The sequence below is a fragment of the Amycolatopsis sp. NPDC098790 genome (assembly GCF_044759945.1).
Classification (GTDB): Bacteria; Actinomycetota; Actinomycetes; order Mycobacteriales; family Pseudonocardiaceae; genus Amycolatopsis.
This window is the reverse complement of the sequence record NZ_JBIWAI010000007.1, coordinates 383,803-396,408: the sequence shown is the minus strand read 5'-3', so window position 1 is coordinate 396,408 and position 12,606 is coordinate 383,803. Positions and strand designations below refer to the sequence as shown.

Here is a 12,606-nt window from a genome sequence, read left to right as displayed (position 1 = left end):
TCCCCTACCCTTCGCGCGTGAGCAGTGGAGACGACTTTTCGCAGCAGCCCACCAGCCTCCTGTCGGACGTCGAGGACGACCGCGCCGACGACACCCCACGCCAGGGCGGGCTGGGCCTCGGCCTGCTGATCCTGCGGGTGGGGCTCGGCGCGACGATGGGTGCGCACGGGCTGCAGCACCTGTTCGGCCTGTTCGGCGGGCCGGGCGTCGGCGGGTTCGCGCGGGTGCTGGAGACGTTCGGGTACCACAAGCAAACGACGCTGCTGTCGTGGATCACCGGGATCGTCGAGCTGGGCGGCGGGGTGCTGGTGGTCGTCGGGCTGTTCACGCCGCTGGCCGCGGCGGGGCTGCTCGGGGTCGCGGCGAACGCGGTGTACGCGAAGGTGCACGGCGGGTTCTTCGAGCAGCAGGGGCAGGGGTTCGAGTTCGAGCTACTGCTCGGGATGTCGGCGTTGAGCTTGCTGTTCACCGGGGCGGGGCCGATTTCGCTGGAGCGGAACACGCCGTGGCGGAAGCGGCCGTTGCCGCTGGGGCTGGTTTCGCTGCTGCTGGCCGCGGCGGCGGCCGTGGTGGTCATCGTTTTGACGCGGTAGGGGCTGGGGACAACTCGGGGATGTGGCTCGGGGCTGGGGACAACTTCGGCTCGGGCGCCTGGAACTGTCGGTGGTCGCCGGTAGCGTTGAAACCGGGGGGCCCCTCCCGGGGGCGGCTCGCGGGCTGGGGACAACTCGGCGTTGCGGGCCGGGGTTGTGGACAACTCCGCTGCGGGCGTCCGGAATTGTCGGTGGGTGCCGGTAACGTTGAAGCCGGGGGTCCCCCTCGCGGCCTGGGGCGGGATTGCCGGGAAAATCCGGGGCGGAAGAACGCCGAAAGGCTGCTTCGGAAGCGGAACGCCGAGGGGCTGCTCCGGAAGGTTGCTGGAAAGCCTCCGCGGGAAGGGTCGCTCCGGAGGCGAAAACGCCGAGAGGCTTCCCCGGAAGGACGCTGAAAGGCCGCCCCAGCAGCGAGCGCCGGAAGGCATCCGGAGGAGCGCCAAAAGGCCGCCCGGGAAGAACGCCGACAGACCCCGGAGGAACGCCGAAAGGGCGCCCCGGAGGAACGCCGACAGCCCCGCAGGAGCGCCGGAAGGCCTCCGGAGGAGCGCCGAAGGGCGGCCCCCAAAAAAATGCCGAAAGGCCGCCCCGCAAGCGGGACGGCCTTTCGGACTCGAGCCGGACCTAACTGAGGCTTACTTGTTCACGTCGCGGACCGCGCCCGTGTCCGCGGATGTTGCCATTCGCGCGTACGCGCGCAAAGCCGCCGTCACGGGGCGCTGGCGCTCCTTCGGCTGCCACGGCCTCTCGGACGCCTCCATCTTCGAACGCCGCTCTGCCAGCACCTCCGCGTCCACCAGCAGCTCCAGCCGGCGCTCGTGGATGTCCAAGAGGATCCGGTCGCCGTTCTCCACCAGGCCGATCAAGCCGCCCGCCGCGGCCTCCGGGGAGATGTGGCCCACCGAGATGCCCGATGAGCCGCCCGAGAAGCGGCCGTCCGTAATCAGGGCGCACTTCTTGCCCAGGCCCGAGCCCTTCAAGAACGCCGTCGGGTGCAGCATCTCCTGCATGCCCGGGCCGCCCGCCGGGCCCTCGTAGCGGATCACCAGGACCTCGCCCGGCTGGATCTCCTTCTTGAGGATCGCCGACACCGCCTCCTCCTGGCTCTCCAGCACCCGGGCCGGGCCCTCGAAGTGCCACAGGTCCTCGTCGATGCCCGCGGCCTTGATCACCGCGCCGTTCTCCGCGAGGTTGCCGCGCAGGATCGCCAGGCCGCCGTCCTTCGTGTACGCGTGCTCGACGTCGCGGATGCACCCGCCGGCGGCGTCCGTGTCCAGCGATGACCAGCGGTTCGACGTCGAAAACGCCTGCGTCGTGCGGACTCCGCCCGGGGCCGCGTGGAACAGTTCGAGGGCGACCGGCGACGGCGACGAAGCCCGGATGTCCCACGCCGAAAGCCACGAGTCCAGGTCACGCGAATGCACCGACCACACGTCGGTGTTGAGCAGGCCGCCGCGGTACAGCTCGCCCAGGATCGCCGGGATTCCGCCCGCGCGGTGGACGTCCTCCATGTGGTAGTCCGAGTTCGGCGCCACCTTCGACAGGCACGGCACGCGGCGGCCGATCGCGTCGATGTCGGCGATCGTGAAGTCGACCTCGCCCTCCTGCGCGGCGGCGAGGATGTGCAGCACCGTGTTCGTCGAGCCGCCCATCGCCATGTCCAGGGCCATCGCGTTCTCGAACGCCGCCTTCGACGCGATCGAACGGGGGAGCACCGAGTCGTCGTCCTGCTCGTACCAGCGCTTGCACAGCTCGACGACCGTGCGGCCGGCCTCCTCGAACAGCGCGCGGCGCGCCGCGTGCGTCGCCAGCGTCGAACCGTTGCCCGGCAGCGACAAGCCGAGCGCCTCGGTGAGGCAGTTCATCGAGTTCGCGGTGAACATGCCGGAGCACGACCCGCACGTCGGGCACGCCGAGCGCTCGACGATCGAAAGGCCGTCTTCGTCGACCTCCGGGCTGGCCGACGCGGCGATCGCGGTGATCAGGTCGGTCGGAGCCTGCGCGACGCCGCCGACGACGACCGCCTTGCCGGCCTCCATCGGGCCGCCCGAGACGAACACCACCGGGATGTTGAGCCGCATCGCCGCGTTGAGCATGCCCGGCGTGATCTTGTCGCAGTTGGAGATGCACACCAGCGCGTCGGCCTGGTGCGCGTTGACCATGTACTCGACCGAGTCGGCGATGATCTCGCGCGAAGGCAGCGAGTAGAGCATGCCGGAGTGGCCCATGGCGATGCCGTCGTCGACCGCGATCGTGTGGAACTCGCGCGCGACGCCGCCGGCTTCCTTGACCGCCTCCGCGACGATCTCGCCGAGGTCCTTGAGGTGCACGTGGCCCGGCACGAACTGCGTGTAGGAGTTGGCGATCGCGACGATCGGCTTGCCGAAGTCGCTGTCGGTCATGCCCGTGGCGCGCCAGAGCGAGCGCGCGCCCGCCGCGTTGCGTCCGTGGGTGGTGGTCCGGGAACGAAGAGGCGGCACGGAAACTCCCAGGTCAAAGCGTGGTGGGGCAAACTGGTTCTACCAATTTACTCCGACGCGGAAGCTTCCGATCGGCCGGGTTTGATGTCCTCGGCATCCAACAGCCCGCTCGGGTCCGCGACGAGACCCTCGCTGACCAGCGAAAGCACCGGCAGGTGCCGGGTCCGCACGGTCGGCAGCGCCACCTTCGTGTCGTCCTTCAGCACCGCCAGCACCCGCGACTTCTTCGTGATCGCCAGGCCCTTCAACGCCGACCACGGGAGGTCCCGGTGGCCGAACATCGTGCGGATCGCCAGGCCTTCGCGGTTCGCGACCGTGCGGGTCCGGACCACGAACACCGCCAGCGCGATCGGGAAGATGTAGAGCCACTGCAAGTACGGGATGTCCCCGAGCGCGACCGGCGTCACGCAGATCGTCAGGAGGGCGATCGCCATGAACGACGTGCGGGGGATGCGGAAGACGGCCTTCCGGCCTTCGTCCTGCTCTTTTTCGGCCACCCCGAAATGGTGCACCGCGGCGCGGACCGGCCCGGACCCGGGTCGGGCGGGGGTGACCTGCGTCCACGATGCGGACACGTCGTCCCGCAGAGTTGACACTCGCGAGACCTTCGGACTAGCGTCAGCGTCGTGACACCGCTGACCGGCCTCGTACTTCCCAAGCGCGTCGACGCTTAGGGAAGACTTTCCGCTGCGTCGACGCGCGAACCCTCGTGCGACCTTACGGTCGGCGAGGGTTTTTTGTTGCCCTAGGGAAGAGATTCCCCGCCCCACCGCACCGATAGAGCTCAAAAAAGACCCGAACGAGTGACACCGAGACCCACGAGGCAGATCCGATGACCAGTGCCACGTCGCGCAGCGACGCGAAACCCGGGCCGACGCCCGGAACGCCCGGAGCACGTCCGAAGCCGGCGCCACCGGCGGGAACCCCGGTGCGCGTCACCGGTGCGCAGTCCCTCGTGCGCTCGCTCGAGGCGGTCGGCGCCGAGGTGGTCTTCGGCATTCCGGGCGGCACCATCCTGCCCGCCTACGACCCGCTGCTGGACTCGACGAAGGTCCGCCACGTCCTGGTCCGCCACGAGCAGGGCGCGGGCCACGCCGCCACCGGTTACGCGCAGGCCACCGGCAAGGTCGGCGTCTGCATGGCGACGTCGGGCCCGGGCGCGACCAACCTGGTGACGCCGCTGGCCGACGCGAACATGGACTCCGTCCCGGTCGTCGCCATCACCGGGCAGCAGTCGCGCTCGCTGATCGGCACCGACGCGTTCCAGGAAGCTGACATCTGCGGCATCACCATGCCGATCACCAAGCACAACTTCCTCGTCACCGACCCCGCGGACATCCCGCGGACGATCGCCGAGGCGTTCCACCTGGCGTCCACGGGCCGACCCGGCCCGGTCCTGGTGGACATCCCCAAGGACGTGCTGCAGGAGATGACCTCGTTCTCCTGGCCGACGGAGCTGCGGCTGCCGGGCTACCGCCCCACGCTGCGCCCGCACGGCAAGCAGGTCCGCGAAGCCGCGAAGCTCATCGCGAAGTCGCGCCGCCCGGTGCTGTACGTCGGCGGCGGTGTCATCAAGGCGGAAGCGCACGAGCAGCTGAAGCAGCTCGCCGAGCTGACCGGCATCCCCGTCGTCACGACGCTGATGGCGCGCGGCGCGTTCCCCGACTCGCACCCGCAGCACCTCGGCATGCCGGGCATGCACGGCTCGGTCGCCGCGGTCGCCTCGATGCAGCGCGCCGACCTGCTGGTCGCGCTCGGCGCGCGGTTCGACGACCGGGTCACCGGCCAGCTGTCGTCGTTCGCACCGGACGCCTCGATCGTGCACGCCGACATCGACCCGGCCGAGATCTCCAAGAACCGCAAGGCCGACGTCCCGATCGTGGGCGACTGCAAGGAGATCATCGGCGAGCTGATCGCCGCCGTCACCACCGAGTTCGAGCACGGCGGCAAGCCCGACCTCGCCGACTGGTGGACGCTGCTGGACGACTGGCGCAAGACCTACCCGGCCGGTTACGAGTGGCCGGACGACGGTTCGCTGTCGCCGCAGTACGTCATCGAGCGGATCGGCGAGCTCGTCGGCCCGGACGCCGTCTACGCCGCCGGCGTCGGCCAGCACCAGATGTGGGCCGCGCAGTTCGTCAAGTACGAGAATCCGCGCACGTGGATCAACTCCGGCGGCCTCGGCACCATGGGTTTCGCCGTGCCGGCCGCGATGGGCGCGCAGTTCGGCGTCCCGGACACCCCGGTGTGGGCGATCGACGGCGACGGCTGCTTCCAGATGACCAACCAGGAACTGGCCACCTGCGCCATCGAGGGCGCGCCGATCAAGGTCGCCGTCATCAACAACGGCAACCTGGGCATGGTCCGGCAGTGGCAGAACCTCTTCTACTCGGAGCGGTACTCCAACACCGACCTCGGCACGCACAAGCACCGCATCCCGGACTTCGTGCTGCTGGCCGAGGCGCTGGGCTGCGCCGGCCTGCGCTGCGAGACCAAGGAAGACGTCGACGCCACCATCCGCCGCGCGATGGAGATCAACGACCGCCCCGTCGTGATCGACTTCGTCGTGGGGAAGGATGCCCAGGTGTGGCCGATGGTCGCCGCGGGCACCGGCAACGACGAGATCATGGCGGTCCGGGGCATCCGGCCGCTGTTCGACGACGACGAGGTCTCGGTCGAGACGACCGAGGCCGCCGCGGAAGCCGCTGGAGAAGGTGAGCGCTGAGATGAGCGTCCACACGCTGAGTGTCCTGGTCGAGAACAAGCCCGGTGTGCTCGCGCGCGTGTCCGGCCTGTTCTCCCGCCGCGGGTTCAACATCGAGTCCCTCGCCGTCGGGCCCACGGAAAACCCCGAGGTGTCCCGCATGACGATCGTGGTCGCCGTGGAAGAGCTACCGCTCGAACAGGTGACGAAGCAGCTCAACAAGCTGGTCAACGTGATCAAGATCGTCGAGCTGGAGCAGTCGACCGCCGTGCAGCGCGAACTGCTGCTCGTGAAGGTTCGCGCCGACAACACCGTGCGCAGCCAGGTCCTCGAAACCGTCCAGCTCTTCCGCGCCAAGGTGGTGGACGTCTCTCCCGAGGCACTCACCGTCGAGGCCACCGGGACGTCCGACAAGATCGGTGCGCTGCTGCGGATGCTGGAGCCGTATGGCATCCGCGAGCTCGTGCAATCCGGCATGGTCGCGGTGGGGCGCGGCGCCCGTTCGATCACCGCAACCTCCCCGCGCTAGAAGCAAGTAAGTCAGGAAAGGAAGCAGTACCCCCATGGCAGTGGAAATCTTCTACGACGACGACGCCGACCTCTCGATCATCCAGGGGCGCAAGGTCGCTGTCATCGGCTACGGCAGCCAGGGCCACGCCCACTCGCTGAGCCTGCGCGACTCCGGCGTCGACGTCCGCATCGGCCTGCCCGAGGGGTCCAAGTCGCGGGCGAAGGCCGAAGAGCAGGGCCTGCGCGTGCTCACCCCGGCCGAGGCGTCGGCCGAAGCCGACCTGATCATGATCCTGGCGCCGGACACGAAGCAGCGCTTCATCTACGAGCAGGACATCGCGCCGAACCTCAAGGACGGCGACGCGATCTTCTTCGGGCACGGCTTCAACATCCGCTACGACCTCATCAAGCCGCCGGCCAACGTCGACGTCGCGATGGTCGCCCCGAAGGGCCCGGGCCACCTGGTCCGCCGCCAGTTCGTCGACGGCAAGGGCGTCCCGGCGCTCATCGCCGTGGAGCAGGACGCGTCCGGCAACGCCCAGGCGCTCGCGCTCTCCTACGCGGCCGCCATCGGTGGCGCCCGCGCCGGCGTCATCAAGACGACGTTCACCGAGGAGACCGAGACCGACCTCTTCGGCGAGCAGGCCGTGCTCTGCGGTGGCGCGTCCGCGCTGGTGCAGACCGGTTTCGAGGTGCTCACCGAGGCCGGCTACGCCCCGGAGATCGCCTACTTCGAGGTGCTGCACGAGCTGAAGCTGATCGTCGACCTCATGTACGAGGGCGGCATCGCCCGCCAGCGCTACTCGATCTCCGACACCGCCGAGTACGGCGACCTGACCCGCGGCCCACGCGTCATCTCGCCGGCGGTCAAGGAAGAGATGAAGAAGATCCTCGGCGAGATCCAGGACGGCACGTTCGCGCGTGAGTGGGTCGCCGAGGACGAGGCCGGCCGGCCGAACTTCACCAAGCTCGAGGAGCAGGGCAACCAGCACCCGATCGAGGCGACCGGCAAGAAGCTGCGCGACCTGATGTCGTGGGTGGACCGGCCGATCACCGAAACGGCCTGACGCTTTCCGGTAAAACCCGAAGGGGACGCCCGTTGCGGGCGTCCCCTTCGGTGCGTTCGGTGGTCGTTTCGCTACGCTTGGGACATGAGTGAGCAGCCGGTCGACGACAAGGCGCACATCCGGCACCACCTCGACTTCACGAAGGCGGAGTGGATCCGGGCGGAGCCGGAGGGCGTCACCCTCGACGACTGCGTCGAGTACGCCTTCATCGAGCACACCGACGGCGTCACCTACACCGCGATGCGGCAGTCGGCGAAGCCGGACGGCGTCATCCTCGTCTTCACGCCGTCGGAGTGGGACGCGTTCGTCAAGGGCGTCCGCGACGGCGAGTTCGACCTGCCCGAGGACCTCGCGGAGGCTTAAAGCTTCGCGGCGAGGTCCGGGATCGTGCCGAGGTCGCCGGCGATGCCGAGGTGGTCGCCGTAGTCGCGCGACTCGACGACCAAGCCGTCGCGGATCCGCATGGCGAAGATGTTCGCGATCCGCACCGGGCGGCCGCCGTGCTCGCCCTGGTAGGCGAACTCGGCGATCAGCACCTCGGGGTCGGTGCCCTCGTAGGTGACCAGGTCGGTCGCCTCGAAGCCGACGCCCATCGCCGCGGCCTGCTTGAAGTGCGCCCGCAGCTCGTCGCGCGTCCGGACGACGGCCGACCCCGGCTGGAACGGGTGCGTGACGTGCGTTTCCTCGGCGTACAGCTCCGCCAGCTCTTCGCCGCGCTTGTCCGAGACGCCGTAGACGAGCCGCTCGAACACCCCGCGCCGGCTCGCCGGATCGCTCGAAGTCCGTGGTCCGATCGGCGACAACTCCCGCGGCGGTGCCTGCTCGTAGGCCTTCGCCAGCTGGTCGACGCCGTCGCGGATCGCGGCGAGGCGCAGGTAGTCGTGGTAGTCGCGCGAGTGGACGATCAGGCCGCCCGAGACGCGCAGCACCTGGATGTTGGCCGTCGGCGTGGTCTTGCCCGTTTCGAGCGACTCGGCGTCGTAGTCGTATTCGGCGACGATCACCTCGGGGTCCGTGGTCTCGTGGACGACGACGTTCTTGCGCGTGAGCCGCACCGTCGAGGCCAGGGCGCCGGTGAACCGCTCGTGGACGGTCGCGCGGCCGGTGATGCGCGACGGCCGGGGCACGGCCTGCGGGTGGTCGACGACGGTGTCTTCGGCGTAGAGCGCCGACAGGTCGGCCCACCGCCCTTCGCTGATGCCGTCGGACAACGCGGTGAAGACGTCGCGGGGTGTGGTCACAAATCCTCCCAGTGGGCAAAACGGAGTCTGTAGTCCGCCTAGAACGATACGGACTACAGACTCCGGTTGTCTACCGGAGCAGGTCACGCGCCGCCGGCTGCCCGCACACCTCCGCCCACGTCTCGGGCGTGCTGTCGAAGTTCGCGTCCCGCGCGTCGACGTCGGCGCCGTGATCGACGAGGAACCGGAGGACGTCGAGGTGCCCGGACTGCGCGGCCAGGTGCAGCGCCGTGACGCCCTCGCCGTGGTTCGGGCCGCCGAACGTGCCCGCGTGGTTCACGTCGGCGCCGAGGTCCAAGAGCGTCCGGACGGCGGCGAGCCTGCCCTGCGCCGCCGCCCACGCGAGTGCCGTGCCGCGGTAGACGTCGGCGTTCACGTCGGCTCCGCGCGCGACCAAGGTCCGCAGTGCTTCGACGCGGTCGTTGCGCGCGGCCCAGGAGAGGGCTTCGTTCCGGACCTCGGCCGGGTCGTCCGCCGGCTGCCAGGCCGGGAAACCGCTGTGGGGCCGGTAGAAACCGCGGCGGGCCCCGGAGTCACCCGACGTCAGGAGCTCGTCGATGAAGCCGGTGTCGCCGAGCCCGGCCGCGACGCGCAGGTTGCCCGGCGCCCGGCTGTGCTCCGCCAGCGTCTCGGCGGCTTCGCGGTGGCCCCAGAACAGCGCGACGACCAGGGGAGTGCCGCCGTCGCCGCGGGCCGGGACGTCGACCGGGGCGCCGGCTCGGAGCAGCATGTCCAGCAGCAGCGGCAGGTTGCTGTAGGCGGCCTGGTGCAGGGGTGTCCAGCCGTGGACGTTGCCGCGTGCCGGGTCGGCGCCGTGGTCGAGCAGGATGCGGCTGAGCCGTTCGTCGTGGGTGGCGCCGGCCATGCCGAGCAGGTCGTTGCCGTTGGTGCCGCGGGCGGTGACGAGGCTCGGGAACTCGTCGAGCAGCTTCCCGAGGCCGTCGAGGTCCCTCGCTTCGACCGCCCGGTACGCGCGGGCGAACGGCTCGCCACTGTCCACAAGAGACTTGATGTGTGCTCGGAGTGCTTTCCAGGAGCCGAATCCGTGTTCCCGGGCGACGACCGCGCGGGCGCCGTCACGGGTGAGGGGCTGACTCCACCGCTCGAACGGCTCGCGGGCACCGGGCGTCTCGTCCTCGGCCGAGGCGAGCAGGCCGAGCGCGCGCTCGGCGTAGTACTCGACGTCCTGGTGGTACGGGTGCTGCAGGGTTTCGCCGTGTTCGGTGACGCGCCGGAGGTACGCCCGGAGTTTCGGCCAGCTCGGGAAGCCGTGGCCGCGGGCGATCCGGAACTGCGCTTCGGCGAGTTGGACGCCTTCGGCGCGCGCGAGTTCTCTGGCGCGCTTGCGGAGTTGTTCGAGGTTGAGTCCACCGGGCACCGTCGTGCCTCCTTTCCTCGTCGCCCGTGGTCCGCCGGCACCGGGCAGGAAAGAAGGTGCGGAGCTGGTGGTGCGGTGCTGCGGGGGTGGGCTCGGCCCTTTCCGCGGACGGGACGCGGCCCCGGCCGCGCCCCGCCAGCGTACCCCGGTCAGGGCAGGAGATCGGCCAGCCTGCGGTAGGACTTCTCCGTGCGGGCCAGCACCTGGACGCAGACGTGGTCGGCGCCCGCGTCGAGGTGGGCCCGGATCCGGTCCGCCACCGCCTGTTCGCCGGTCGCGACGACGGCGTCGACCAGGCGGTCGCTGCCGCCGTCGGCGAGGTCGGCGTCGGTGAAGCCGAGCCGGCGCAGGTTCGCCTGGTGGTGCGGGGCCTGCCGGACGTAGAGGCCGACGTGCTCCCGCGCGGTTCCGGGCGCCGCGTCGAGCACCACCGCCTGCTCGACGGCGAGGTACTTGCCCGGACCGAGCCGCTCGCGCGCCATCGCCGTGTGCTCCGGCGGGACGAAGTACGGGTGGGCGCCGTCGGCGCGTTCGGCCGCCAGGTCCAGCAGGTTCGGGCCCAGGGCGGCGAGCACCCGACGCGGGCGGGGAGACGGCTGGGGGAGGCCCGGCAGTTCGGCCGCGTCCATGCCGTCGAGGTACTCGCGCAACGCCGTCAGCGGCCGCGCGCCCGGCCGGTGCCCGCCCAGCCCGGCGATGAACCGGCCCGGGTACGCCTCGCCCAGCGCGCGGATGGCGCCTTCGGCCGCGAGCGGGGAGCGTTGGTCGAAGCGCGCTACTCCGGTGGCGACGGTCAGCTTCGACGTCGCCGCGAGCAGGAGTGCCGCCTGCGTGAACGCTTCCCGGCCGGCGTACTCGCCGAACCAGACCGCGTCGAAGCCGAGTTCTTCCGCTTCGGCGGCCGTTTCGCGGAGTTCGGTGATCGGTGCGCCGTCGAAGAACCGCCAGATTCCCACGCTCATCGGAGCACCTCCGGGGCCAGCTCGAGCAGGATGTCCACAGTGGACTCGAACGAAGCCGCGGACGGCGTCAGCAGCACGTGGTCCGCGCCCGCGTCCAGGAGTTCGCCGAGGCGGTTCGCGATGGTCGCGGCGTCGCCCCACAGGACGAGGTCGTCGACGAACCGGTCGCTCGGCCCCGCGATGTCGGCTTCGGTGTAGCCGAGCCGTTTCCAGCCCGCGAGGTAGACGGTGACGGAGTGCTCCCGCGACTGCGCGACCCGGCGCCGCACGCTCTCACGGGCGTCCTCGCGGCTGCCGAGCAGCACGGTCTGCTGCGGGATCAGCAGCTTGTCCGGTCCGAGGATTCCCCGCGCGTACGGCGTGTGCGAGACAGGCTGGGCGAACGGGTGCGCACCGTCGGCGTGGTCGCGCGACAGCTCCAGCATCCGCGGCCCGACGGCGGCCAGCACGCGTGGAAACGCCACCGGCGAAGGGCTTTCGGTCGCGGTGGTGTCCATTTCGGACAGGTAGTCCCGCATCCGGTCGATCGGCCGGTAGTCTTCGCCGAGCTTCGCGGCCTGGAACGCGTGCCCGACGCCGATGCCGAGCACGAACCGGCCCGGGTGGGCTTGGGCGAGCGTCGCTGCGCCCTTGTACGCGGTCGTCCCGCGGCGCAGCCAGGTGTTCGCGATGCCCGTGCCGAGCACGACGTCCGGCACCGTGGCCAGGAGGTCGCCGAAGTGGGCGAACACCTCGCGGGTGCCCGGTCCTTCGCCGCTCCACACCGAGCCGTAGCCGGCTTCGGCGAGCCGCCGCGTGGCCGTGCGCTCGACGTCCGGCGGTGGTCGCAGCGGCGCGCTGGGCAGCCAGGCGCCGATCGCGCCGAGCCGTGCCCGCGTGTCTTCGATCAAGGTCATCCTCGTTCCCTCCAGTAATGTGAGGCTGCCTCCGGTTAATATACGGAGGCAGCCTCCGATTGGCTACCCGGTAGGGTCGGAAGGGCGATGACCGAAGTCAAGCCGATGCGCGCGGACGCCCGCCGCAACTACGAGCGCCTCCTCGAAGAGGCGCAGCGCGCCTTCGCCGAGCACGGTGTCGAGGCGTCGCTGGAAGACATCGCGCGCCGCGCCGGCGTCGGCATCGGCACGCTCTACCGCCACTTCCCGACGCGGGACGCCTTGCTCGAGACGCTGCTGCGGGCCCGCTTCGACGGCCAGGCGGAGCGGGCGCGCGAGCTGCTGACCGACCCGGAGCCGCTGGCCGCGCTGCAGAGCTGGCTGGCCGGGCTCGGTGACGCGACCGGCACGTTCCGGGGCCTGGTCGAACTCACCGCCGACGCACTCAGCGACGAATCATCCCGGTTGTACGAATCGTGCCACGCGATGCGTGAGGCCGGTTCCCATCTGGTGGAACGCGCGAAGCGTGCAGGCGAGCTTCGCGCCGACGTCACCACGCACGAGCTCCTTCTGTTGCTGCACGCGGCATCCTGGGCGGGTGGGCACCACCCCGGCCCGGGCGGCATGCACCGCCTCCTGGCTCTTGTTTTCGAGGGATTACGGGTGAGTTAACACCGGGAGAAGCCAGCGGGCCGCCCTGCGGGTTAAACTCCGCCTCGACCGGGGCACAACGGCGTGCTGAGACCCTTTGTCGACACACAGCGTCCTGGAAATGACCAGATAGTGGGAGCCGCAT

12 protein-coding genes are annotated in these 12,606 nt (G+C 70.3%); 6 read left to right on the top strand and 6 right to left on the bottom strand.

Annotated features, from left to right (window positions below):
* The first annotated feature begins 17 nt into the window (after window positions 1-17).
* Window positions 18-593, top strand: coding sequence for a DoxX family membrane protein (locus ACIQWX_RS42635; RefSeq protein WP_400884022.1), 576 nt, complete (start codon window positions 18-20; stop codon window positions 591-593).
* A 635-nt stretch (window positions 594-1,228) separates the two neighbouring features.
* Here ACIQWX_RS42635 and ilvD read toward each other — a convergent pair.
* Window positions 1,229-3,073 carry a dihydroxy-acid dehydratase gene (ilvD, locus tag ACIQWX_RS42630; RefSeq protein WP_400884020.1) on the bottom strand — a complete coding sequence of 615 codons (1,845 nt, stop codon included), beginning with the start codon at window positions 3,071-3,073 and terminating at the stop codon, window positions 1,229-1,231.
* Between the two features lie 47 nt (window positions 3,074-3,120).
* Entirely contained in the window at window positions 3,121-3,570 is a 450-nt protein-coding gene (locus ACIQWX_RS42625; protein ID WP_400884018.1) for a PH domain-containing protein, read from the bottom strand.
* 335 nt (window positions 3,571-3,905) lie between these two features.
* Here ACIQWX_RS42625 and ACIQWX_RS42620 point away from each other — a divergent pair, with 335 nt between their 5' ends.
* From ACIQWX_RS42620 to ACIQWX_RS42605, 4 genes are all read left to right on the top strand, one after another.
* On the top strand, window positions 3,906-5,798 hold the full coding sequence (locus ACIQWX_RS42620) for an acetolactate synthase large subunit (protein WP_400884016.1): 1,893 nt from the start codon (window positions 3,906-3,908) through the stop codon (window positions 5,796-5,798).
* 1 nt (window position 5,799) lies between these two features.
* Window positions 5,800-6,306: an acetolactate synthase small subunit gene (gene ilvN / locus ACIQWX_RS42615; protein ID WP_003080760.1), complete on the top strand. Its 507-nt coding sequence runs from the start codon at window positions 5,800-5,802 to the stop codon at window positions 6,304-6,306.
* Between the two features lie 34 nt (window positions 6,307-6,340).
* Window positions 6,341-7,354, top strand: coding sequence for a ketol-acid reductoisomerase (gene ilvC / locus ACIQWX_RS42610; protein WP_013223583.1), 1,014 nt, complete (start codon window positions 6,341-6,343; stop codon window positions 7,352-7,354).
* Between the two features lie 84 nt (window positions 7,355-7,438).
* A complete protein-coding gene (locus ACIQWX_RS42605) occupies window positions 7,439-7,717 on the top strand; it encodes a DUF397 domain-containing protein (RefSeq protein WP_086670329.1) in 279 nt (92 codons plus the stop codon).
* Here ACIQWX_RS42605 and ACIQWX_RS42600 read toward each other — a convergent pair.
* The 4 genes from ACIQWX_RS42600 to ACIQWX_RS42585 all read right to left on the bottom strand — a co-directional run bounded on the left by ACIQWX_RS42600 (window position 7,714) and on the right by ACIQWX_RS42585 (window position 11,831).
* Window positions 7,714-8,595, bottom strand: coding sequence for a nuclear transport factor 2 family protein (locus tag ACIQWX_RS42600; protein ID WP_400884014.1), 882 nt, complete (start codon window positions 8,593-8,595; stop codon window positions 7,714-7,716). The two genes, ACIQWX_RS42605 and ACIQWX_RS42600, sit on opposite strands and share 4 nt — an antisense overlap.
* A gap of 70 nt (window positions 8,596-8,665) precedes the next feature.
* A complete protein-coding gene (locus ACIQWX_RS42595; RefSeq protein WP_400884013.1) occupies window positions 8,666-9,973 on the bottom strand; it encodes an ankyrin repeat domain-containing protein in 1,308 nt (435 codons plus the stop codon).
* A gap of 149 nt (window positions 9,974-10,122) precedes the next feature.
* Window positions 10,123-10,935 (bottom strand): TIGR03620 family F420-dependent LLM class oxidoreductase, encoded by an 813-nt coding sequence (locus ACIQWX_RS42590; protein WP_400884012.1) that lies wholly within the window; start codon window positions 10,933-10,935, stop codon window positions 10,123-10,125.
* On the bottom strand, window positions 10,932-11,831 hold the full coding sequence (locus ACIQWX_RS42585) for a TIGR03620 family F420-dependent LLM class oxidoreductase (RefSeq protein WP_400884011.1): 900 nt from the start codon (window positions 11,829-11,831) through the stop codon (window positions 10,932-10,934). Before ACIQWX_RS42585 ends, ACIQWX_RS42590 begins: the two co-directional genes overlap by 4 nt.
* A gap of 87 nt (window positions 11,832-11,918) precedes the next feature.
* On the opposite strand from ACIQWX_RS42585, the gene ACIQWX_RS42580 reads away from it, so the two are divergent.
* Complete coding sequence (locus tag ACIQWX_RS42580) at window positions 11,919-12,482, top strand: TetR/AcrR family transcriptional regulator (RefSeq protein ID WP_400884009.1); 564 nt, start codon at window positions 11,919-11,921, stop codon at window positions 12,480-12,482.
* Window positions 12,483-12,606 lie beyond the last annotated feature (124 nt).